This window comes from Brevundimonas sp. S1H14 (assembly GCF_047716865.1).
GTDB lineage: Bacteria > Pseudomonadota > Alphaproteobacteria > Caulobacterales > Caulobacteraceae > Brevundimonas > Brevundimonas naejangsanensis.
In genome coordinates this window covers 1,945,049-1,964,736 of sequence record NZ_CP136679.1, presented here as the reverse complement: position 1 = coordinate 1,964,736, position 19,688 = coordinate 1,945,049, and the positions used below count along the sequence as shown (strand labels likewise).

General features: G+C 65.9%; 20 protein-coding genes, 1 tRNA gene and 1 riboswitch. Of the genes, 14 read left to right on the top strand and 7 right to left on the bottom strand.

Going from position 1 to position 19,688, the window contains the following annotated elements; translation table 11 throughout:
- Positions 1-53: 53 nt before the first annotated feature.
- A tRNA-Ser gene (locus tag RSD66_RS09595) sits at positions 54-143 on the bottom strand.
- Between the two features lie 66 nt (positions 144-209).
- The gene (locus RSD66_RS09590) at positions 210-1,142 is read right to left on the bottom strand and encodes a DMT family transporter (protein WP_119412110.1); all 933 of its coding nucleotides are present in this window, start codon (positions 1,140-1,142) and stop codon (positions 210-212) included.
- Positions 1,143-1,282: 140 nt separating this feature from the next.
- Between RSD66_RS09590 and RSD66_RS09585 the strand changes: the two genes are divergently transcribed.
- The 7 genes from RSD66_RS09585 (at position 1,283) to RSD66_RS09555 (ending at position 9,270) form a co-directional block, all read left to right on the top strand.
- A complete protein-coding gene (locus RSD66_RS09585) occupies positions 1,283-2,170 on the top strand; it encodes a septal ring lytic transglycosylase RlpA family protein (protein ID WP_415287491.1) in 888 nt (295 codons plus the stop codon).
- Between the two features lie 40 nt (positions 2,171-2,210).
- The gene (gene tmk, locus RSD66_RS09580; protein ID WP_119412108.1) at positions 2,211-2,837 is read left to right on the top strand and encodes a dTMP kinase; all 627 of its coding nucleotides are present in this window, start codon (positions 2,211-2,213) and stop codon (positions 2,835-2,837) included.
- Positions 2,834-3,814 (top strand): DNA polymerase III subunit delta', encoded by a 981-nt coding sequence (locus RSD66_RS09575; protein ID WP_415287489.1) that lies wholly within the window; start codon positions 2,834-2,836, stop codon positions 3,812-3,814. The genes tmk and RSD66_RS09575 overlap by 4 nt, the downstream gene beginning before the upstream one ends.
- Positions 3,815-3,829: 15 nt before the next feature.
- Positions 3,830-4,615, top strand: a complete 786-nt coding sequence (locus RSD66_RS09570) for a TatD family hydrolase (RefSeq protein ID WP_415287488.1) — start codon at positions 3,830-3,832, stop codon at positions 4,613-4,615.
- Complete coding sequence (locus RSD66_RS09565) at positions 4,612-5,433, top strand: MBL fold metallo-hydrolase (RefSeq protein WP_119412106.1); 822 nt, start codon at positions 4,612-4,614, stop codon at positions 5,431-5,433. The genes RSD66_RS09570 and RSD66_RS09565 overlap by 4 nt, the downstream gene beginning before the upstream one ends.
- A gap of 143 nt (positions 5,434-5,576) precedes the next feature.
- Positions 5,577-6,848: a dicarboxylate/amino acid:cation symporter gene (locus tag RSD66_RS09560; protein WP_346523115.1), complete on the top strand. Its 1,272-nt coding sequence runs from the start codon at positions 5,577-5,579 to the stop codon at positions 6,846-6,848.
- A gap of 129 nt (positions 6,849-6,977) precedes the next feature.
- Positions 6,978-7,189, top strand: a riboswitch (cobalamin riboswitch).
- A gap of 131 nt (positions 7,190-7,320) precedes the next feature.
- The gene (locus tag RSD66_RS09555) at positions 7,321-9,270 is read left to right on the top strand and encodes a TonB-dependent receptor plug domain-containing protein (protein WP_415287487.1); all 1,950 of its coding nucleotides are present in this window, start codon (positions 7,321-7,323) and stop codon (positions 9,268-9,270) included.
- A 46-nt stretch (positions 9,271-9,316) separates the two neighbouring features.
- Here the strand turns inward: RSD66_RS09555 and RSD66_RS09550 are convergent, their stop codons facing one another.
- Entirely contained in the window at positions 9,317-9,511 is a 195-nt protein-coding gene (locus RSD66_RS09550) for a DUF2842 domain-containing protein (RefSeq protein WP_415287485.1), read from the bottom strand.
- On the bottom strand, positions 9,511-9,762 hold the full coding sequence (locus tag RSD66_RS09545) for a hypothetical protein (RefSeq protein ID WP_025977221.1): 252 nt from the start codon (positions 9,760-9,762) through the stop codon (positions 9,511-9,513). Before RSD66_RS09545 ends, RSD66_RS09550 begins: the two co-directional genes overlap by 1 nt.
- 138 nt (positions 9,763-9,900) lie before the next feature.
- Between RSD66_RS09545 and RSD66_RS09540 the strand changes: the two genes are divergently transcribed.
- The gene (locus tag RSD66_RS09540) at positions 9,901-10,956 is read left to right on the top strand and encodes a COX15/CtaA family protein (protein WP_346523113.1); all 1,056 of its coding nucleotides are present in this window, start codon (positions 9,901-9,903) and stop codon (positions 10,954-10,956) included.
- Between the two features lie 77 nt (positions 10,957-11,033).
- Here the strand turns inward: RSD66_RS09540 and cobS are convergent, their stop codons facing one another.
- Complete coding sequence (cobS, locus tag RSD66_RS09535; protein ID WP_415287484.1) at positions 11,034-12,044, bottom strand: cobaltochelatase subunit CobS; 1,011 nt, start codon at positions 12,042-12,044, stop codon at positions 11,034-11,036.
- Between the two features lie 75 nt (positions 12,045-12,119).
- A complete protein-coding gene (locus RSD66_RS09530; protein ID WP_025977218.1) occupies positions 12,120-12,548 on the bottom strand; it encodes an organic hydroperoxide resistance protein in 429 nt (142 codons plus the stop codon).
- Positions 12,549-12,681: 133 nt separating this feature from the next.
- On the opposite strand from RSD66_RS09530, the gene RSD66_RS09525 reads away from it, so the two are divergent.
- Positions 12,682-12,954, top strand: coding sequence for a hypothetical protein (locus RSD66_RS09525; RefSeq protein WP_024352646.1), 273 nt, complete (start codon positions 12,682-12,684; stop codon positions 12,952-12,954).
- On the opposite strand, the gene RSD66_RS09520 is transcribed toward RSD66_RS09525, so the two are convergent.
- Positions 12,914-13,582, bottom strand: coding sequence for a J domain-containing protein (locus RSD66_RS09520; RefSeq protein WP_024352647.1), 669 nt, complete (start codon positions 13,580-13,582; stop codon positions 12,914-12,916). The genes RSD66_RS09525 and RSD66_RS09520 overlap by 41 nt on opposite strands.
- A gap of 44 nt (positions 13,583-13,626) precedes the next feature.
- Between RSD66_RS09520 and RSD66_RS09515 the strand changes: the two genes are divergently transcribed.
- From RSD66_RS09515 to RSD66_RS09495, 5 genes are all read left to right on the top strand, one after another.
- A complete protein-coding gene (locus RSD66_RS09515) occupies positions 13,627-13,926 on the top strand; it encodes a BolA family protein (RefSeq protein ID WP_415287481.1) in 300 nt (99 codons plus the stop codon).
- 107 nt (positions 13,927-14,033) lie between these two features.
- Positions 14,034-15,839: a response regulator gene (locus tag RSD66_RS09510; protein ID WP_415287479.1), complete on the top strand. Its 1,806-nt coding sequence runs from the start codon at positions 14,034-14,036 to the stop codon at positions 15,837-15,839.
- Between the two features lie 65 nt (positions 15,840-15,904).
- On the top strand, positions 15,905-17,599 hold the full coding sequence (locus RSD66_RS09505) for a cisplatin damage response ATP-dependent DNA ligase (RefSeq protein ID WP_415287478.1): 1,695 nt from the start codon (positions 15,905-15,907) through the stop codon (positions 17,597-17,599).
- 43 nt (positions 17,600-17,642) lie between these two features.
- Positions 17,643-18,623: a mechanosensitive ion channel family protein gene (locus tag RSD66_RS09500; protein ID WP_415287477.1), complete on the top strand. Its 981-nt coding sequence runs from the start codon at positions 17,643-17,645 to the stop codon at positions 18,621-18,623.
- A gap of 3 nt (positions 18,624-18,626) precedes the next feature.
- The gene (locus RSD66_RS09495) at positions 18,627-19,643 is read left to right on the top strand and encodes a threonine aldolase family protein (RefSeq protein WP_415287476.1); all 1,017 of its coding nucleotides are present in this window, start codon (positions 18,627-18,629) and stop codon (positions 19,641-19,643) included.
- Positions 19,644-19,688 lie beyond the last annotated feature (45 nt).

Here is a 19,688-nt window from a genome sequence, read left to right as displayed (position 1 = left end):
AGGCGGCTTCAGGGCTGTAGGCCTCATTCTTCGAAAGGCGGCATCTGCTCGGATGGCGGACAGGGTGGGATTCGAACCCACGGTAGGCTTCCACCTACGGCGGTTTTCAAGACCGCTGCCTTAAACCACTCGGCCACCTGTCCAGCGCGACTCGGCGCGCTCGCGTGCATAGCCGTAAAGCTGTCCGTGATCCAAGCGGAAAGCGCGGGTCAGGCCGAGGTCGCCGCGCGTGTGGAGCGGGTGACCAGCCAGATGCCGCCGCAGACCAGGATCAGGGCGATCAGATAGCTCCATTTGAACATCGACTCGCCCAGGAAGGCGGCGGACAGAGTCACGCCGAAGACGGGGATCAGGAAGTTGAAGGCCGCAATCAGGCCGACTGGATGGTGTTTCAGCAGTATGCTCCAGACAGCGAAGGCGATCGATGACAACAGAGCCAGATAGAGCAACAGCGCGCCTGAGGCGGCGTTCAGCGTCTCCAGATGGCCGCCCGCCGCCCACCCGGCTCCGGTCAGTACGGCGCCGCCGATGAACAACTGCCAGCCTGTCATGACCATCGGATCCAACTGGCGCGAGACGCGCTTGCCGTAGATGGAGGCCGCCGCCAGAACAAAGGCGGCGATGACGATGAAGCCTTCGCCCAGCAGGCTGAAGTCGAACCCAAGGCCTGACCCGCCCAGATTGACGACGACGACGCCCAGAAAACCGATCAGGCAGCCGAGCGCCTTTCGTCCGTTGAGGCGGTCGTCGGCATACAGATAGTGAGCCAGGACCACGCTGAAGAAGACGCTGGTGGAGTTCATGATCGACGACTTCACGCCGGTCGCATGCGCCAGGCCGATATAGAAGAAGACGTATTGGATCGCAGTCTGCGTCAGGCCCAGCAGGGCCACCTGCGCCGTCTGGCGTCGCTCAAGCCTCAGCACCGGCTTCTTCAGCGCGGCGGCGACGAACAGCAGGATCAGTCCCGCCAGGGCGAACCTCCACCCGGCGAAAACCAACTGACTGGCGATGTCGTCCTGGGCGATGTGCAGCAGGGCGTAGCCGCCCTTCACCGCAGGGAAGGCGCTGCCCCACAGGGCGCAGCACAGGGTGGCGAGAATGAAGACCCCGGAACGGGTCTGATACAGCGATGGGGCCAAGATCTGCTTCGGGGAGGGGGGAGGGAAGAAGACGCGCGACGTTCAGCCGCGCTCATAGGCGCAAACGCGACGTTAACCAAACCGGAAACCGTTCGGGCGCATAAGGAGGGCCTGTCAGTCGGTCGGAGTGCGTCGAAACCATGTGGGCCCGGATCCTGAGAGCGGCGGTGGTCGCCGCCGCCTTTTCGACCCTGGCGGCGTGCGCCAGCCTGGGCGGAGGGCGCGAGGCGCCGCTGAAGCCGCCGGTGGTGACCGACCCCGCGCCGATCGTTTCGGGGACCATGCGGCCCTACCAGGTCCGTGGCCGCTGGTATCACCCGAAGGAGCAGCCCAACTATGACGAGGTGGGACAGGCGTCATGGTACGGCTCCTATCACCACGGCCGCTCGACCTCGACGGGCGAGCGTTTCGACATGAACGGCCTGACGGCGGCTCACAAGACCCTGCCGCTGCCCAGTCTGGTCGAGGTCACCAACCGGGCGAACGGGCGTCGGGTCATCCTGCGCGTCAATGATCGCGGCCCCTTCGTCGACGGGAGGATCATCGATCTGTCGCGCGGCGCGGCTGAGGAACTGGGCCTGCTGAATCAGGGGGTGGGCGAGGTGCGGGTCCGCTATGTCGGCCGGGCCCCGCGTCAGGGCGGCGGGACGCCGATGCAGCGCGCAGAAGCGGCGCCTGCCCGCAACGACGCCGCGCCGAGCCGAGAGGCGGGAGCGCGTCCTTATTATGAAGTCGCGACGGCGCCGCCACCCGCGCCGGCTCAGGCGCCTGCGCCTCAGCCTGTTCCGTCTTACGCCGCTCCTGCCGCCGCCTATTGGGTGCAGGCTGGGGCCTACTCGGATCGGCGCGGCGCGGATCGGGTGGCCCGCCGCCTCGGCGACCGCGCTTCTATCCAGAACCTCGACCGGGACGGCCGGACCCTGTTTCGCGTCGTTGTCGGTCCCTGGCCCGATGCGACGGCCGCTGAGCGCGCGCGTCAGGCCGTGATTGCGCGCGGTTTCAGCGACGCCCTGTTGATAGGCGGCTGACGGGTCTTGCGTCCGCCGCGCGGGTCGCCATTGTGCGCGGGTGCAGCGAGGCAGATTCATCACGTTCGAAGGCGGCGAAGGCGCCGGCAAGACCACGCAGGCGCGCCTGTTGGTCGAGCGGCTGCGCGCCGCTGGGCTGGACGTGGTCCAGACGCGGGAGCCGGGGGGCTCGCCGGGGGCTGAGGAAATCCGCAATATCGCCGTCTCGGGCGAGGCGGACCGCTGGTCCGCGCGCACCGAGACCCTGCTGATGTACGCCGCCCGGTCCGACCATCTGGAGCGCACAATCCGCCCCGCACTGGAAGCAGGACATTGGGTGGTGTGCGACCGCTTCGCCGATTCGAGCCGCGTCTATCAGGGCGCAGGCGGCGGCGCGCCCGAGAGCTTGATCGAGGCGCTGGACGCTGCGGTGGTCGATGGCGACCAACCGGACCTGACCCTGGTGTTCGACCTGCCGGTGGATGTGGGGCTGGAACGCGCCTTCGGTCGCGGGCTGTTCGAGACGCGCTTTGAATCCAAGGGCATAACCTTCCATCAGAAACTCCGCGAAGGCTTTCTGGAAGTGGCTGAGCGCCACCCCGACCGCTGTGTCGTCATCGACGCGACGGGCGAGGTCGATGAGGTGTCCGAACGCCTCTGGACGGTGGTGGAGGCGCGGCTGCTTTGAGCGAGCATCCGCGCGACCGGTTTGATCTGATCGCCGACCTCAAGGCCGAAGAGGCTTTTCTGGACGCGCTGGACCGTGGCCGCCTGCACCACGCCTGGCTTCTGTGCGGGGTCGAGGGATCGGGCAAGGCCAGCTTCGCCTACCGCGCCGCGCGGCGTCTGCTGGGCGCGGCGCCGGATCTTTCGCGCGGGCCGCTCGGCGCCGCGCCGCACGACCCCGTCAGTCGTCTGGTTTCGGCCCAGTCGCACCCTGATCTGCTGGTGCTTGAGCGTCTGATCGAGGGCGGCAAGCAGAAGAAGTCGATCTCGGTCGAACAGGCGCGCGACCTGCCGGAGTTCTTCGCCAAAAGCCCGTCCCAGGCGCGGCATCGGGTGGCGATCATCGACGCTGCCGACGACCTGAACGTCAATGCCGCCAATGCCTTGTTGAAGATTCTTGAGGAGCCGCCTGAAAGCGGCGTCCTGTTCCTGGTGACGCACGCGCCGGGACGTTTGCTGGCGACCATCCGCTCGCGGTGTCGCCGTCTCAGCTTTCCGGTCTGGCCCGAAAACCGTCTGGCGGAACTGGTCCAGGGCCGCACCGGCGTGTCGCCGTCGGAGGCGGATGAGGCGGCGCGTATGGCTGGCGGCTCGCCGGGCGCCGCGCTGGATCTGGCGTCCGGCGCAATGTCCGAAACGGATCGTCTGGCGCGCAGTTGGGTCGAAGGCGGCGCTGTGGACCGCGCCGAGCAACTGGCCGTGGCTGACGGCTTTCGCGGCGTCGAAGGGCAGGCGCGGTTCGACGCCCTGATGGATCGGCTGATCGCGGCGGTGAAGCGGCGTGCGGTCGAGACTGGCGGCCGCGAGGGCGCCCTGTGGGCTGAGCTGTGGGGGCGGCTGTCGGAACTGCCAGACCGCGCGGCGGGCCTGAATATGGACAAGGGCGATGTGCTGGCCGGGGCCCTGGCCGACATCGCCCGCGTCAAGGCATCGGTATGAGGGCGTTCACCTGAAATGATCATCGACAGTCACGTCAATCTTCACGCGCCCCAGTTCGATGAAGACCGCGACGCCGTGATCGCGCGCGCGAGAGAGGCGGGCGTGCGGCTGATGGTCGAGATTTCGGACAAGCTGTCGACCTTTGACGCGACCCACGCGCTGGCGATGAACAACGCCGACATCTGGTGCACGGTCGGGGTGCATCCCCATGAGGCCAAGGACTACGCCGACCTGACGGCGGATCGTCTGGTCGAGCTGGCGCAGCGTCCGCGCGTCATCGGCATCGGGGAGTGCGGACTGGACTTCCATTACGATCTCAGCCCTCGCGACGTGCAGACGGCGGTGTTCCGACAGCATATCGAGGCGGCGCGCCGCACCGGGCTGCCGCTGGTCATCCACACCCGTGAGGCGGATGAGGTCATGGCCGACATTCTGCGCGAAGAACATGGGCGGGCGCCGTTCAAATTCCTCATGCACTGCTACACCAGCGGCATGGAGCTGGCTGAACTAGCGATGGAATTGGACGGCTGGTTCTCTGTTTCCGGCATCGCCACCTTCAAGGCGGCCGAAGAGGTGAGGGCGGTGATCCGGCGGATGCCCGAAGACCGTATCATCGTCGAGACGGACTGCCCCTATCTGGCGCCGATCCCGCATCGGGGCCGCCGCAACGAGCCGGCCTATGTCGGCCTGGTGCTGGCCAAGCTGGCCGAGATTCGAGGATGGACGCCGGAACAGGCGGATCGCCTGACGACCGATGCCTTCTTCAACCTGTTCGACCGTATCCCCCGGCCCGCCGAATGAGAGAGCTGGAGATCGTCATTCTGGGGTGCGGTTCGTCGGGCGGGGTGCCGCGCGGCGACGGCGACTGGGGAGACTGCAATCCGGCCGAGCCGCGCAACCGGCGCACCCGCTGTTCCATGCTGGCCCGTCTTCATGGTCCCGATGGCGTGACCAGCGTGGTCGTCGACACCTCGCCTGACTTCCGCCAGCAGATGCTGATGGCGGATGTCCGGGGCATCGACGGGGTCCTCTATACCCACGACCATGCGGACCAGACCCACGGCATCGACGATCTGCGGGTCTTCGCCGCCCATGCGCGGGGACGCATTCCGGCCTGGATGGATGAGCCGACCCATGCGGCCCTGACACGACGATTCGACTACATCTTCGAGAGCCAGCACGGCTATCCGGCCATCGTCGAGGCGCGTCCGCTTCCGCCGCACGGCTGTCGCTGGAGCGTGCCGGGGCCGGGAGGGGATCTGCCTGTCGTCACCTTCGACCAGGCGCACGGCCCGATTCGATCGGTCGGCTACAGGATCGGCGGGGTTGTCTATTCCAGCGACGTGTCCGACCTTGATGACGAGGCGCTGGAAGCAGTGCGCGGGGCTGACCTGTGGATATTGGACGCCCTTCGTTATACGCCTCATCCGACCCACGCCCATGTCGACAAGGCGCTGGACTGGATCGCGCAGACGGGCGTGAAGCAGGCCGTGCTAACCAATCTGCATATCGATCTGGACTATCAGCGATTGAAGCGAGAGCTTCCGGCCAATGTCGATGTCGCTTATGACGGTTGGCGTGACCGACTTTTGCTGGACGAGGCTCAGGCTGCGGTGTGACGCAGGCCTGTCCATGCAAAAATATGTGATGTGCCATAGAGGTTTTATCGGCTATTCGCTGCGGCTGAGATGCGGGCGGTGGGGCCCTCCATTGGTGTAACGGCGGCGTTGGGGGTTTCTGCGCCGCGAACCAGGACGACTGTATGAAACGTATGTTCGCTTACCTCATCGTCGGGGCGATGGTCCTCGGCGTTGTGACAGGCTGGGGCCTGAATCATTTTCTGACGGCGGATCAGGCTTCGGCCGCGGCGTCGAACCTCAATCTCATCACCGACATCTTCCTGCGGCTGATCAAGATGATCATCGCGCCGCTGGTGTTCACGACCCTGGTGGCGGGCATCGCCCATATGGAGGACGCCGCCTCGGTGGGGCGGATCGGCGTGAAGACCATGACCTGGTTCATCGGCGCTTCGATCGTCTCGCTGGTGCTGGGTCTGGTGATGGTCCAACTGCTGCAGCCGGGCGCGAACATGCACCTGCCGGAAGCGGTGGCGGCGACGGCCCCGGCGGCCTCGACCGACGCCTTCTCGCTGCACGGCTTCATCGCCCACCTGGTGCCGACCTCGATCTTCGACGCCATGGCCAGGAACGAGATCCTGCAGATCGTGGTCTTCTCGGTCTTCGTCGGCACGGCGGTCGCGGCCCTGGACGACAAGGCGCCGGCGGTGCTGCACCTGGTCGAACAGGCCGCCAGCATCATGCTTAAGGTGACCGAGTTCGTGATGAAGCTGGCGCCCTTCGCCATCTTCGCCGCCCTGGCTTCGACCATCGCCACGCAGGGGCTGGAGATGCTGGGCACCTACGCCAAGTTCGTGCTGGGCTTCTACGGGTCAATGGCGACGCTGTGGGGTCTGCTGTTCGTGGCGGGCGCCGTGGTGCTGGGCAAGCGGGTCGTCCCGCTGTTCCGGGCCATCCGCACCCCGACCCTGCTGGCCTTCTCGACCGCCAGTTCGGAGGCCGCCTATCCCCGCATCCTGGAGGCTCTGCCCAAGGTGGGGGTGCGTCGCCGCATCGTCAGCTTCGTCCTGCCGCTGGGCTATTCGTTCAATCTCGACGGGTCGATGCTCTACTGCACCTTCGGGACCATGTTCATCATGCAGGCCCACGGCGTGCATCTCAGCGTGTCGCAGCAGATCTTCATGCTGCTGCTGCTGATGGTGACGTCAAAGGGCATTGCCGGCATTCCGCGCGCTTCGCTGGTGGTGATCATGGCCACCCTGACCTACTTCGGCCTGCCAGAGGCGTGGATCGCCATCGTGCTGGGCGTCGATCACCTGCTGGACATGGGGCGCTCGGCCACCAACGTCGTCGGCAACTCGGTCGCGGCGGCCGTGGTCGCCAAGTGGGAGGGCGAACTGGACGACATGCCCGAGCCGGACGACGCGGATGGACAGGCGCAGCCCGCAGCGGTCTGACCTCGGTTCCGTTCAACAAGGATCAGGGGCGTGGAGAGATCATCTCCGCGCCCCTTTTTCCTGGGCGCCGCCTCTTCGCTCTGCTTTGCCGCCATGGCGGCCAGGTTGACCTCAGCGGCAAGCGGCCTTACTGCGGCGACCGCGTCAGGTCCCTCCGAACGGGGGGTTAAAAGGGAATGGAGTGTGAAACTCCGGCTGTTCCCGCAACTGTAAGCGGCTAGCCCGCGCGTCAAACGCCACTGGCGGCTCGAAGGGTTTCGTCCTGATCGACCACTGGGAAGGCGACGCGCACCGGCCTTGATCCGCGAGCCAGGAGACCTGCCTGTCGCCGTCGTTCTCCGCGCGGTCGGGATGTGCCGGGCGGTCGAGGCAACTCGTGTGACGACAGTCTTGAAACCAGCCGCGTCAGCGGCCGCCTTCGCTCGTCAGGGCGGGGTCGGTCGGGCGCGGCGTCGTCATATGGAGAACCGGATTGAACCGGACCGCATTCGCCGCCCTGGCCGCCGCCAGCCTTCTGGCCGCCGCCCCTTCCTATGCAGCGGAAGGCGCTGATCAACAGGCGGCCGCCCCTGACGTGGCGGGCCGCGCCGGCGCGACCGCCGTCGAGGACGTGGTCGTCACCGCCAACCGTTCAGCTCAGCCGATCGAGCGGGTCGGAGCTTCCGTCACCGTCCTGACGCAGGCCGCCATCGAAGCGCGCCAGACGACGGCCGTGGCCGAGCTTCTGGCGCAGACGCCCAGCGTCAATTACAGCCGCAACGGCGGGCCGGGCACCGTGACCAGCCTGCGTATTCGCGGCGCCGAAGGCCATCACACCGTCGTGCTGATCGACGGGGTCAAGCTGAACGATCCGTCCTCGACCCAGGGCGGCTTCGACTTCGGCAACCTGCTGGTTGGCGACGCCGCGCGTATCGAGGTCCTGCGCGGCGCCCAGTCGACCCTGTGGGGCAGCCAGGCCATCGGCGGCGTGGTGAACATCGTCACGACCGAGCCGACGGAAGCCTTCCAGGGCAGCCTGGACGCCGAGGCCGGCGCGCGCGGAACGACCTATTTCCGCGGCGGCGTCGGCGGCGCCAATGAGCGCCTGAGCTGGCGCCTGGCGGCCAGCCGTTATTCGACCGACGGCTATTCGGCCTACGCCACGGGGACCGAGGACGACGGCTATGACAACACCGGCCTGTCAGGTCGGTTGAATCTGAAGATCACCGACGCCGTCTCTGTGGATCTGCGCTCGGTATGGTCCAGCGGACGCGCGGATCTGGACGCCTGGAACGGCGACAGCCGCGATTACGGCAAGACCCAGGAACTGGTCGCCTACGCCGGTCTGAACTTCGACCTTTTGGATGGCCGTTTCCGTAACCGCATCGGCTATGCCCACACAGATACGGATCGCCGCAACTTCAACCCGGACAATAAAATCCAGACCCTGACCTTCGACGCCGAAGGCCAGAACCGGCGCTGGGAATATCAGGGCGCCTTCGCCGTCACCGAGACGCTGAACGCGACCTTCGGCGTCGAGCACGAAAAGTCGGAAATGAAGTCCCGCTCGCTGGGCGACTGGAATCCCAACGCCGACTACGGGCGCGGCGAGGCTGAGCTGAACAGCGTTTATGGTCAGGTTCAGTGGACCGTGCTGGACGGCCTGACCCTGACCGGCGGGCTGCGTTATGACGGTCACGCTCAGTATGGCGACAATCTGCTGGGGCAGGTTGCGGCGGCCTGGTCGCTGAACGACGGCGCGACCGTGGTGCGCGCCAGCTGGGGGCAGGGCTTCCGGGCGCCGGGCCTGTACGAGCTCTACAGCGAATACGGCAACCTGGACCTGCAGCCGGAAGAGTCCGACAGCTGGGAGATCGGCGTCGAACAGCGCCTGTTCGACCGCGCCGTCGTCTCGGCGACCTATTTCCAGCGCGATAGCGACAATGAGATCGACTACGCCAACTGCCTGCCGGGCGACCTTCACCCGATTTGCAGCCAGCCCTACGGCGGCTACTATCAGAACATCCAGAAGGCCGAGGCCAAGGGCGTCGAACTGATCGGCCGCTTCGACGTGACCGAGCGCCTGCACCTGAACGCCAACTACACCTGGACGGACGCCAAGAACGCCGTCGGCGAAAACGAAGGCAAGCGCCTGCGTCGCCGCCCTGAACACATGGCCAATCTGGCGGCGGACTACGACTGGGCGTTTGGTCTGAAAACCGGCCTGTCCGTTCGCTACGTCGGCGAGTCGTTCAATGACCTGGAGAACGCGGTGAAGGTCGACGCCTTCACCCTGGTCGACCTGCGAGCTTCCTATCCGATCGACGACAATCTGGAAGTTTATGGCCGGATCGAGAACGCCTTCGACGAGGAATATCAGACCGTGCTGGGCTACGGCACGGCCGGTCGTGGGGTCTTCGGCGGCGTGCGCGTTCGCTTCTGATACGAAGGCCGGGCCGCCCTGACATCGGGGCGGTCCGGCCGAACCTCTATTCCCGTTCGGCCCATCGCAGCAGGGGAATAAGCGGCACGCCCCAGCCGATCCCAGCCACGGTGAAGAAGATCAGATCGATCCACCAGGCCTTGGGCAGCAGGTCGTGCACAGTCACGGCGCCCCAGATCCAGAAGATCAGGAAGAACACCACCGCCACGGTGGCGACGAACCGGCGTGCGCGGGGCGGCATCAGCGCTTGTTCCTGAACAGGAAGAAGGCCGCCAGGCCGATGACCGTGGTCACCAGCGACCACAGCAGCCATTCCCAGTCCGTCAGTGCGGCGACCGCAAAGACGCGAATGGCCAGAAAGGCGCCGCAGGCCGCGCTGACCAGGGCGACCAGGATGACCGCCCCGATGCCTCGGCGTCCCGTTAGAAGGTCGGCGATCCACGCCAGGGCCACGGCGCCGATAATGGCGATGGCGATCTCGATATATTGCACCGACCGGCGCTCCCTGACTGCTGTGCGACGCTTTGGCGAAGAAAGCGACTCGATCTTGCCACGCGGGAGGGGCATATCCCTCGGTTCCGCCGCCTGTGAAGAGGCGGCAAGCATATCGGGGCGAACGGCAGGCGTCGAATGAAGCGTATTGGGGATTTGGATCGCAGCCGCGCTGTGGCGCTGTGGCTGTTTTTCTGCGCGACCTTGGTGTTCGCCATGATCGTGGTCGGGGGGGCGACGCGCCTGACCGGATCGGGTCTGTCGATCACGGAATGGAAGCCCATCATGGGCGCCCTGCCGCCGATGAACCACGCTGACTGGGTCGAAGCGTTCGACAAGTACAAGGCCATCCCCCAGTACACGGAAGTCAACGCCGGCATGAGCATGGCGCAGTTCCAGTACATTTTCTGGTGGGAGTGGGCGCACCGGCTGCTGGGGCGTCTGATCGGCGCCGTCTTCGCCTTGCCCTTCGTCGCCTTCCTTGCGTTCCGGGTGATCCCGCGCCGCCTGATCGGCCGCTGCGCCGTGCTGCTGGCTCTGGGCGGCCTGCAGGGGCTGATCGGTTGGTGGATGGTGTCCAGCGGTCTGGCCGAGCGCGTCGATGTGGCGCCGGAGCGGCTGGCGACCCATCTGGGCCTGGCCTTCCTGATTTTCGCCGGTCTGATCTGGACGGGGCTGGAAGCATGGGCCGGCGTGGACGCCAACCGCCCGTCGCGGGCTTGGACCTGGGGCGCGGGACTGCTGCTGGGCGGTGTCTTCATCCAGTGCCTGCTGGGCGGTCTGGTGGCGGGCGCCAAGGCGGGCCTGATCTACACGGACTGGCCGCTGATGAACGGAGCCTTCTTCCCGCCGATCGCATGGGGGCAGGGAGCGCTGGCCTTCCTGCATGATCAGGGACTGGTGCAACTGAACCATCGGATGGGCGCCTATGTGCTGCTGTTCGCCGGCACCTTCTATGCGGTCCAGGCCCTGCGCGGGCGTCTGGACGGCGGGCTGGGCGTCGCCGCGGTCGTCTTTGCGGGCGCGCTGTGGTTCCAGGCGGGGCTGGGCGTCATGACCCTGATCCACGCCGTGCCGGTGACGCTGGGCGTGCTGCACCAGGCCGTGGCGGCGCTGGTGCTGGCGGCGGCGACCGTGAACCTGTGGCTGGTGCGGCGTTCGCGGCCGCGGATGTTCGCGTCCAGCCTGCGCTGAGCCGTCAGCACGGCTGAACAAAAAGGCCGCCTTCCGGATCGGAGGGCGGCCTTTTCATTTAACGATCGGCGATGGCGTCAGCCGATCTTAACCCGCGTTGCGGATTCCGGCAGGTCCTCGCCGAAGGCGCGCTGGTAGAATTCGGCGATGGTCGGCCGTTCCAGCTCGTCGCATTTGTTCAGGAAGGTCAGGCGGAAGCTCAGGGCCAGGTCGCCGCCGAAGATGATGGCGTTCTGGGCCCAGGTGATGACCGTACGGGGCGACATCACGGTCGAGATGTCGCCGTTCATGAAGGCGTTGCGCGTCATGTCGGCGACCCGGACCATGGCGGCGATCTGACGGCGGCCGTCCGGCGTGTCGTACTCGGGCGCCTTGGCGGCGACGATCTCGGCTTCCACGTCATGGTCGAGATAGTTCAGCGTGGTGACGATGTTCCAGCGGTCTAGCTGGGCCTGATTGATCTGCTGGGCGCCGTGATACAGGCCCGTGGTGTCGCCTAGACCGACCGTGTTCGAGGTGGCGAACAGGCGGAACCATTTGTTCGGGCGGATGACCCGGTTCTGGTCCAGCAGGGTCAGGCGTCCCTGCGCCTCCAGCACGCGCTGGATGACGAACATCACGTCCGGGCGGCCTGCGTCATACTCATCGAACACCAGGGCGACCGGGCGTTGCAGCGACCAGGGCAGGATGCCCTCGCGGAACTCGGTGATCTGCTTGCCGTCCTTCAGGACGATGGCGTCCTTGCCGATCAGGTCGATCCGGCTGACGTGGGCGTCCAGATTGACGCGCACCATCGGCCAGTTGAGGCGGGCCGCGACCTGCTCGATGTGGGTCGACTTGCCGGTGCCGTGATAACCTTGGACCATCACGCGGCGGTCGTAGGCGAAGCCCGCGCAGATGGCGAGCGTCGTCTGCGGATCGAAACGATAGGAGTCGTCGATCTCGGGCACATGGCTGTCGCGCGTTTCGAAAGCGGGCACGACCATGTCGGAGTCGATGCCGAATGCCTCCTTCAGCGTGACCTTGCGATGCGGTTCCAGCGTGACGAGCGGGTCGGGGGAGGCGTCGAGCGGAGAGGTCATGGCCATCCACCTAGCGCCCTCGCGCGCGCGGCTCAACACGCGCGAGGGGCCGGATTGATTATTCGCGCTGGGCCGGCCGGATTATTCCGCCGAAAGGGCGACCTCGACATTGCCGCGCGTGGCGTTGGAGTAAGGGCAGACCTGATGCGCCTTGTGGATAAGGTCGTTGATAACCGCCTCGTCCAGTCCGTGGTCCGTAACCTTCAGCGTCACATCCAGGTTGAAGCCTTCGCCGCGGGTGTTCTTGCCGAAACCTATGCCTGCCTCGACCTTGGTGTCCGGCCCGACAGGTGTTCCCGCCTTGCCTGACACCAGACGCAGGGCGCCCAGGTAGCAGGCGGCGTAGCCGGTGGCGAAAAGCTGCTCCGGGTTGGTTCCGTCGCCGCCCTTGCCGCCCATCTCGGTCGGTACGGACAGGCGGACGTCGATCTTGCCGTCGTCGGTGGCCGAGCGGCCCTCGTCGCGGCCTCCGCCGGAAGCCGTGGCGTGGGCGCGGTACAGGATTTCCATGAGACAGACTCCGTGGGCTGAGAAGGGGCTGAAGCTGTCTCAACGCCTCTCAGAAACAACGGTTCTGTGATTCGGAATATCCACAGCGTGATGTTAACAATTGCCGCATCGCTCCCATCGGGGAGGGGCTGAGATGACCACGCTGCCGCAGTTCTTCTGCTATGTGTACGACGCGCCCGGCCGGACGCCTCAAATGCTTGCGCTTGAGGCCGATACCTTCCTTGAGGCGATCCGCGAGACCCGTCGGGTGATGCGCGGCGAAAGCGGCGCCGACGTCTTCGCGGAAATCTGGGACTCCTCACAACAGGGCGGGCAGGTCACGCGTGTCGACGCCGCTCCCGGCGGCGCGGGCCTGCTTCGGTCCATCAGGCGTAACCGGCCTTTTTCAAGGTCTTCCAGGCCTTGATGACGCTCTGAAGCTTCATCTCCGCTCCACGGTCGCCGCCGTTGGTGTCCGGGTGGAAGCGTTTCAGCAGCTCATGATAGCGAGCTTTAACAGCGGCCTTGTCGGCGCCTGGCTCCAGGTTCAGGTCGGCCAGGGCGGCGCGTTCCAGTTTGCCCATGCGATGTTCGGGGGCTTCGGCGACCGGCGCGTCCTGGGTGCGGCGTCCGAACAGGCCGAAGCTGTCGCGCCATGAACCGGCGCCCGAGTTGTTGTTCGTGCCGAACTTGGCGGCGAAGGCGGCCGCCTCGCGCGTCTGGGGGCCGGCCTTCATCTGCCAGGTCGGCCGTCCGCCGGTCATGGCTTCGTTTTCCTGCGCCGCGCGAATCTGGCCCTCGTTCATGCCGGCGTAGAAGTTCCAGCCCTTGTTGTACTGCCCGGCGTGGCCCTGACAGAAATCGTAGAACTCATTGATCTGCTCGCGCGACTTCGGCGCCTTGGCCGTCGCCGGGCGCGAGCAGTCAGGCCACTCGCAGCGTTTCTCGCCGGGCTTCAGGTGCAGGACATCGGCCTCGGCCTGTTCCTCCTCGGGCCGGGGCGGCTTCACGCGGATATCGGTGAAGCGAGGCTTGTATTGAAAAGACGCAGACATCCTCCGAAGTGTAGGGCTGATTTGGACGGCTTCAAGGAATGACCATGTCGAACGGCCCTGTAGCGACGATTATCCGTGAAAAACTGGCTGCGGCCTTCGCTCCGAGCGTGATTGAGCTGGAGGACGACAGCTGGAAACACGCCGGTCACCACCACGAAGGGGGAATCGACGCCCAGGACGGCGGGGAAAGTCATTTCCAGCTGCGGATCGTTTCGGCGGCTTTTGAAGGCATGAATCGCGTCGCGCGGCAGCGGGCGGTCAACACCGCGCTGAAAGCCGAGCTCAACGGCCCGGTCCACGCCCTGTCGATCCGCGCTCAGACGCCGGGCGAAGCCGGGACCTGATATTCACCGATTTGAGATTACGTAGTTCTCCTCATTCACATCCTCTTAGAACATTTGGCCATAGCGTCCGCTCCCGAAGAATATTTGCAGCGAGCGGGGGCGTCGCCATGGTGGGTTCAGAAGGCATAGGGAAGGGGCTTGAGAGCCAGGAGGCCGGCAGCGCCGCCCAGGCCCTGTCCGCCATCCTGCAGACCCACTATCTCCGCTATCTGATCATCACCAGCTGGGCCGTTGGGCTGATCGCGACCGTGGGTCTGCTGTATGGCCTGTTGTGGTTCGCCGGCACCCTCGCCGCAGGGGCTCTGCGCGGCGTCGTTGAAAAGCGGATCAGCCGCAGTCAGAATGCTGAAGCAGGCTGGGGCAAGGTGTTCCCCATTGTCGGCGCCGTGACCACGGCGGCTTGGGCGGCGGCGCCGCTTATGGCGTGGTTCTCGCCCTCGCTTTTCGGCCGCGAACTGGCCATCGCCCTGCTGATTTCGGGCTATGTGCTCGTGTTCGCCCAGCTGCGCAGCTCGCCTAAACAGGCCATCGTGATTTCATCGCCCTATGGCGTCGCGGCGGCCATCATTGCTGTGACCCTGATCGGCGATCCGGCCTTCTGGCCCTTCGTCATGTTGGCGCCGTTCACGGCGGCTTCCCTGTTCGTCCTCGTGACCATGACCATGCTGCGCGAGGAACGCATCCGCGCCTTCCAGGAGCATCAGGCTCATCTGATCGAAGAACTGGAAGCGGCTCGGGACAAGGCGAACGCGGCCAATGAGGCCAAATCCAACTTCCTGGGCGTCATCTCTCACGAACTGCGCACGCCGATGAACGGGGTGCTCGGCGCGGCCCAGTTGTTGAGCGCGACGCGGCTGGACGGCGCCCAGCGCGAATATCTGGCGATCATCCGCAACTCCGGCGACAATCTGTTGAGCCTGCTGAACGACATCCTCGACATGACCAAGATCGAGGCGGGGCGGATGAATTTCGAGTCCATCGACATCCAGCTGGACGACCTTCACCGCCGCATCGTCGGTCCCTTCGAGGCGCAGGCCGAGGCCAAGGGGCTGAGGTTCGTGTCCGAGTTTGAGGGCGATACGCCTGCCGTCGTGCGCGGCGATCCCCTGCGTGTCTGTCAGGTGGTGCAGAACCTGCTGTCCAACGCGGTGAAGTTCACTGAGAGCGGCGAAATCCGCTTTGTGACGCGAAGCCGCCGTATCTCCGAGCGCCGCGTGGCGTTCGAGTTCGCGGTGCACGACAGCGGCGCAGGGATTTCAGAAGGCGACATGGATCAGTTGTTCCAGCCCTTCACCCAGATCGACGCTTCGTCGACACGACGCTTCGGCGGCACGGGTCTGGGCCTGACGATTTCGCGGCGCCTGGCCAACATCATGGGCGGCGACATTACGGTGCAGTCTCAGGTCGGCTCGGGTTCGGTCTTCACCTTCGCTGCCGAGGGCGAGGTCGTCTGCTGGGAAGATGAGGCCGCTCAGGCCGACGCGGATGCCGATAGCATCGAACCGGACGGCATGAAGGTGCTGGTCGTGGAGGATCACCCGGTCAACCGCATGATCCTTGAGGCGTGGATGGGCTCGACCGGACGCCGCACCACGACGGCGGAGAACGGCCAGGAGGCGGTCGATATCGCCCGTCATCAGGCCTTTGATCTGATCATCATGGACGTGAACATGCCGATCATGGATGGTCTGACGGCGACCCGTCTGATCCGCGAAGGCGGCGTCAATGCTGAGACGCCGATCGTCGTCCTGTCGGCTTCGGCCCGGAACGAGGATCACGAGGCGGGCATGGCGGCGGGCGCCGACGCCTATCTGAACAAGCCGATTGATTTCCGCAGCCTGGCCAGCCTGATGGCCCAGGCCAAGGGCGGTCGGCCCGCGCTGCAAGTGCTTATCGAGAACGAGGCCGCCTGACGGTTACGGAAACGCTTGCGAGGTTCGGCGTTGCATAAGGCTACGCCCGAGTCTCAGGAGCCGAGTTGCGCCGTTTCGCCGAACTGCTTGATCGACTGTCGCTTACCGCGTCGCGCAAGGCGAAGCTGGTTCTCCTGCGCGACTACCTCCGCGCCACCCCGGATCCGGATCGCGGCTGGGCGCTGGCGGCGCTGACCGGCGACCTGGCGTTCTCTGCAGCCAAACCGGCGATGATCCGTAAGGCGGCGGAGGCGCGGGTCGACCCTGTTCTGTTCGGCTGGTCCTACGACTATGTGGGCGACCTGGCCGAGACGGTCGCCCTGATCTGGCCGTCCGATCCCGACCATCGCCCCAACCGCGAGCCGTCGCTGGGCGAGGTCGTGGACGCGCTTCAGGGGGCAGGACGACAGGAAGCGCCCCGTCTGATCGAAGGCTGGCTGAACGCGCTGGCCAAGGGACGCTGGGCGTTGTTGAAACTGGTCACAGGCGGTCTGCGCGTCGGCGTATCGGCGCGCCTGGCGCGCACCGCCGCCGCCATGATGCGGCCTGACGCCGTCAGCCAGCCGCCGACGCCGGAAGGCGGCGAACAGGCCGCCGTTCTGCCGCCAGTCGACGTGGCCGAAATCGAAGAAGTCTGGCACGGTCTTACTGCGCCCTATGGCGACCTGTTCGCCTGGCTGGAAGGGCGGGGCGAGCGCCCCAGCGCCGAGGCTCCCGGCCGCTTCCGTCCCGTCATGTTGGCGACCGCTCTGGATGAAGCGATTGATATGGCCCGTCTGGATCCGACAGACTTCCTGGCCGAGTGGAAATGGGACGGCGTGCGGGTTCAGGCGGTGCGCGAAGGCGGGGTGACGCGGCTTTACTCCCGCACCGGCGACGACATTTCTGCGGCGTTTCCCGATGTGGTTCAGGCCCTGGCCTTTTATGGCGCTGTAGATGGCGAACTGGTCGTCGTGCGCGATGACGCTGTCGCTCCGTTCGGCGACTTGCAGCAGCGGCTGAACCGCAAGACGGCCAGCGCGCGATTGGTGCAGGACTATCCGGCGGCCATCCTGGCCTACGATCTGCTTGCCGACGGCGCGCAGGATGTGCGCGCTCTGCCGTTGACCGAGCGTCGAGAGCGGCTCGAACGGCTGGTGGCTGGGCATACGGGCGACCGGTTGGCGCTGTCGCCGCTGCTGACCCACGCGACCTGGGACGATCTGGCGGCTTTGCGGGCCGATCCGCCGGTCGGCGCCGCTGCAGAAGGTCTGATGCTGAAACGCCGCGACAGCCTCTATGTCGCCGGGCGCCCGAAAGGGCCCTGGTTCAAATGGAAGCGCGACCCCCACGTCATCGACGCAGTGCTGATGTACGCCCAGCGGGGCCACGGAAAGCGGTCCGGCTTCTACTCCGACTACACCTTCGGCGTCTGGACCGACGAGGGCGTGCTGACGCCGGTCGGCAAGGCCTATTTCGGCTTCACCGACGAGGAACTGAAACAGATCGACAAATTCGTACGCGACCATACCACCGATCGGTTCGGCCCCGTTCGCGCGGTCCGCGCCGAACGGGATTTCGGCCTGGTGCTGGAGATCGCCTTCGAGGGACTTCAGCGCTCGACGCGGCACAAATCGGGCGTCGCCATGCGCTTTCCCCGGGTCAGCCGCATCCGCTGGGACAAGCCCGCGCGTGAGGCGGATACGCTCGAGACGGTGCTCGACCTGCTGGACGCCATCGAGCGCGGCGGCGGTCGGGTCAGCGCAGGTGAAAAAGCTTGAGCATCGGGGTTCCAATCGGCTCCACGTGCGTTAGACCCGGTTCATGCTCATGAATTTCCTGCATAGTCCCGTCGTGCTGTCCGAGCCTCTGGCTCAGGCGATGGCCGCCGGCGAGCAGAGGCTGAGCATGGACGCCGCTATCCTGGCCAAGGCTATGGATCTGCTGGGCGATTTCGCTGTCAACCTGGCCATTGCGGCGATTATCTTCGTCCTGACCCTGCTCGCCGCCCGCTGGGCTTCGGGCGCGGCGCGGAAAATTTTGGGCCGGACGCGGCTGGTGAGGCGCGATCCCACGGTGCTGGCCTTCATGGTGCAGATCGTGCGGGTGGTGGTCATCATCATCGGCATGATCGCCGTACTGCAGCGCCTGGGCGTGCAGACGACCTCCATCATCGCCGTTCTGGGCGCTGCCTCGCTGGCGGTCGGCCTGGCCTTGCAGGGGACGCTGTCGAATGTGGCGGCGGGGGTGATGCTGCTGATCCTGCGTCCTTACCGCGTGGGCGAGGCCATCGACGTGGGCGGCGCCTCCGGCACGGTGCAGAAGCTTGATCTGTTCACCACCCAACTGACCAACGCCAACAACCACAAGATCGTCATTCCGAATTCCAAAGTGCTGAGCGACGTCATCGTCAATGTAACGGGGCAGCGGACGCGCCGCATCGAGATCAACTTCACCGTGGGCTACGGTGAAAACCTGAAGAACGCCTGTGCTGTTCTGGCGTCGGTCGCCAAGGTGAACGACAGGGTCCTGAAGGACCCGGCGCCGTGGACCGGCGTCACGGGTCTGTTGGACAGCGCGGTCCAGATCACCCTGCACGCCTGGGTCAACAACGCCGACTGGTGGCAGACCCAGTCCGACCTGATGCAGGCGGGCAAGGAGGCTCTGGACGAGGCCGGTATCGAGATTCCCTTCCCGCACCAGGTCGAGGTGCCGGCGAAGGACGCCAAGTTTGCGCGGGTTGTCATGGCCCCGCTACAGAATGATGCGGCTCAGGACGGACTGTCGGGCCAAGGGGGAGAGTGATCCGTGCGTTTTGATTTCGGCTCGGACAATACGGCGGGCATGGCGCCTTCGGCGCTGCAGAGCCTGATTGCGGCCAATACGGGGTTCACGCGGGCCTATGGGGCGGATGAGACTTCGGCGCGGGCCGCTGATCTGATCCGTCAGACGCTGGACGCCGACGCCGAGGTGCGTTTCCTGTTCAGCGGCACGGCGGCCAACGCCATCGGCCTGTCGATGCTGGCGCGCCCGTATGAGGCGGTGCTGGCGCACCACGCAGCCCATATCTGCACCGATGAGACCGGCGCGCCTGGCTTCTTCGGCCAAGGCGTCGGCCTGATCGGTCTGCCCGGCTATTCGGGCAAGGTCGACGTAGCGGCGCTGCACGCCGCTCTGGAAGAACCTGTCGTCGGCCACCGCCAGCCTGCTGCGGCGCTTAGCCTGACCCAGGCGACGGAGTACGGCGCCGTCTATTCCGAGGAAGAGCTTCGCCACCTGATCGAACCGTCCAAACGGGCGGGGCTAGGCGTCCATATGGACGGGGCGCGGCTGGCCAACGCCGTGGCGGCGGGCTTTGACCCGAAGGATATCGCGCGGCTCGGCGTGGATATTCTCTCGTTCGGCGGCGCCAAGGCGGGCGCCCACTGCGTCGAGGCGCTGGTGATCTTCGACAAGAGCCTGACGCGGCGGATCGACAACCGGCTGAAACAGGCTGGGCAGACGGCGTCCAAGGGCCGGCTGCTGGCGGCGCCGCTGTTGGGTCTGCTGGAAAGCGGCGACTGGCTGTCGGGCGGCGCGCACGCCAATCTGATGGCCCAGCGCCTGGCCGACGGCATCGAGGCCAGGACGTCTTTCGTTCTCGCTCATCCGGTAGAGTCCAATGCGGTTTTCGTGCGGATGTCGGACGAGGCGCATCACGCGCTGAACGCCGCCGGTTGGGCCTGCTATCAGTTCGACGACGGTTCGGTGCGCTTCGTCTGTTCCTGGGCGACCGAAGAAGCGGCGGTTGATGCCCTCATCGACGCCGTGGCGAGCCTGAACTGAGGTGGCGGTTCGGTTCCGCCTCGATGGCATGACGACGGCGGAGCG

Excerpts from the sequence above, each read along its gene's own strand:
- RSD66_RS09585 (WP_415287491.1), top strand. The coding sequence starts at position 1,283 with ATGTGGGCCCGGATCCTGAGAGCGGCGGTGGTCGCCGCCGCCTTTTCG.
- RSD66_RS09570 (WP_415287488.1), top strand. The coding sequence starts at position 3,830 with ATGATCATCGACAGTCACGTCAATCTTCACGCGCCCCAGTTCGATGAA.
- RSD66_RS09565 (WP_119412106.1), top strand. The coding sequence starts at position 4,612 with ATGAGAGAGCTGGAGATCGTCATTCTGGGGTGCGGTTCGTCGGGCGGG.
- RSD66_RS09560 (WP_346523115.1), top strand. The coding sequence starts at position 5,577 with ATGAAACGTATGTTCGCTTACCTCATCGTCGGGGCGATGGTCCTCGGC.
- RSD66_RS09550 (WP_415287485.1), bottom strand. The coding sequence starts at position 9,511 with ATGCCGCCCCGCGCACGCCGGTTCGTCGCCACCGTGGCGGTGGTGTTC.
- RSD66_RS09540 (WP_346523113.1), top strand. The coding sequence starts at position 9,901 with ATGAAGCGTATTGGGGATTTGGATCGCAGCCGCGCTGTGGCGCTGTGG.
- cobS (WP_415287484.1), bottom strand. The coding sequence starts at position 12,044 with ATGGCCATGACCTCTCCGCTCGACGCCTCCCCCGACCCGCTCGTCACG.
- RSD66_RS09530 (WP_025977218.1), bottom strand. The coding sequence starts at position 12,548 with ATGGAAATCCTGTACCGCGCCCACGCCACGGCTTCCGGCGGAGGCCGC.
- RSD66_RS09525 (WP_024352646.1), top strand. The coding sequence starts at position 12,682 with ATGACCACGCTGCCGCAGTTCTTCTGCTATGTGTACGACGCGCCCGGC.
- RSD66_RS09520 (WP_024352647.1), bottom strand. The coding sequence starts at position 13,582 with ATGTCTGCGTCTTTTCAATACAAGCCTCGCTTCACCGATATCCGCGTG.
- RSD66_RS09515 (WP_415287481.1), top strand. The coding sequence starts at position 13,627 with ATGTCGAACGGCCCTGTAGCGACGATTATCCGTGAAAAACTGGCTGCG.
- RSD66_RS09510 (WP_415287479.1), top strand. The coding sequence starts at position 14,034 with ATGGTGGGTTCAGAAGGCATAGGGAAGGGGCTTGAGAGCCAGGAGGCC.
- RSD66_RS09500 (WP_415287477.1), top strand. The coding sequence starts at position 17,643 with ATGCTCATGAATTTCCTGCATAGTCCCGTCGTGCTGTCCGAGCCTCTG.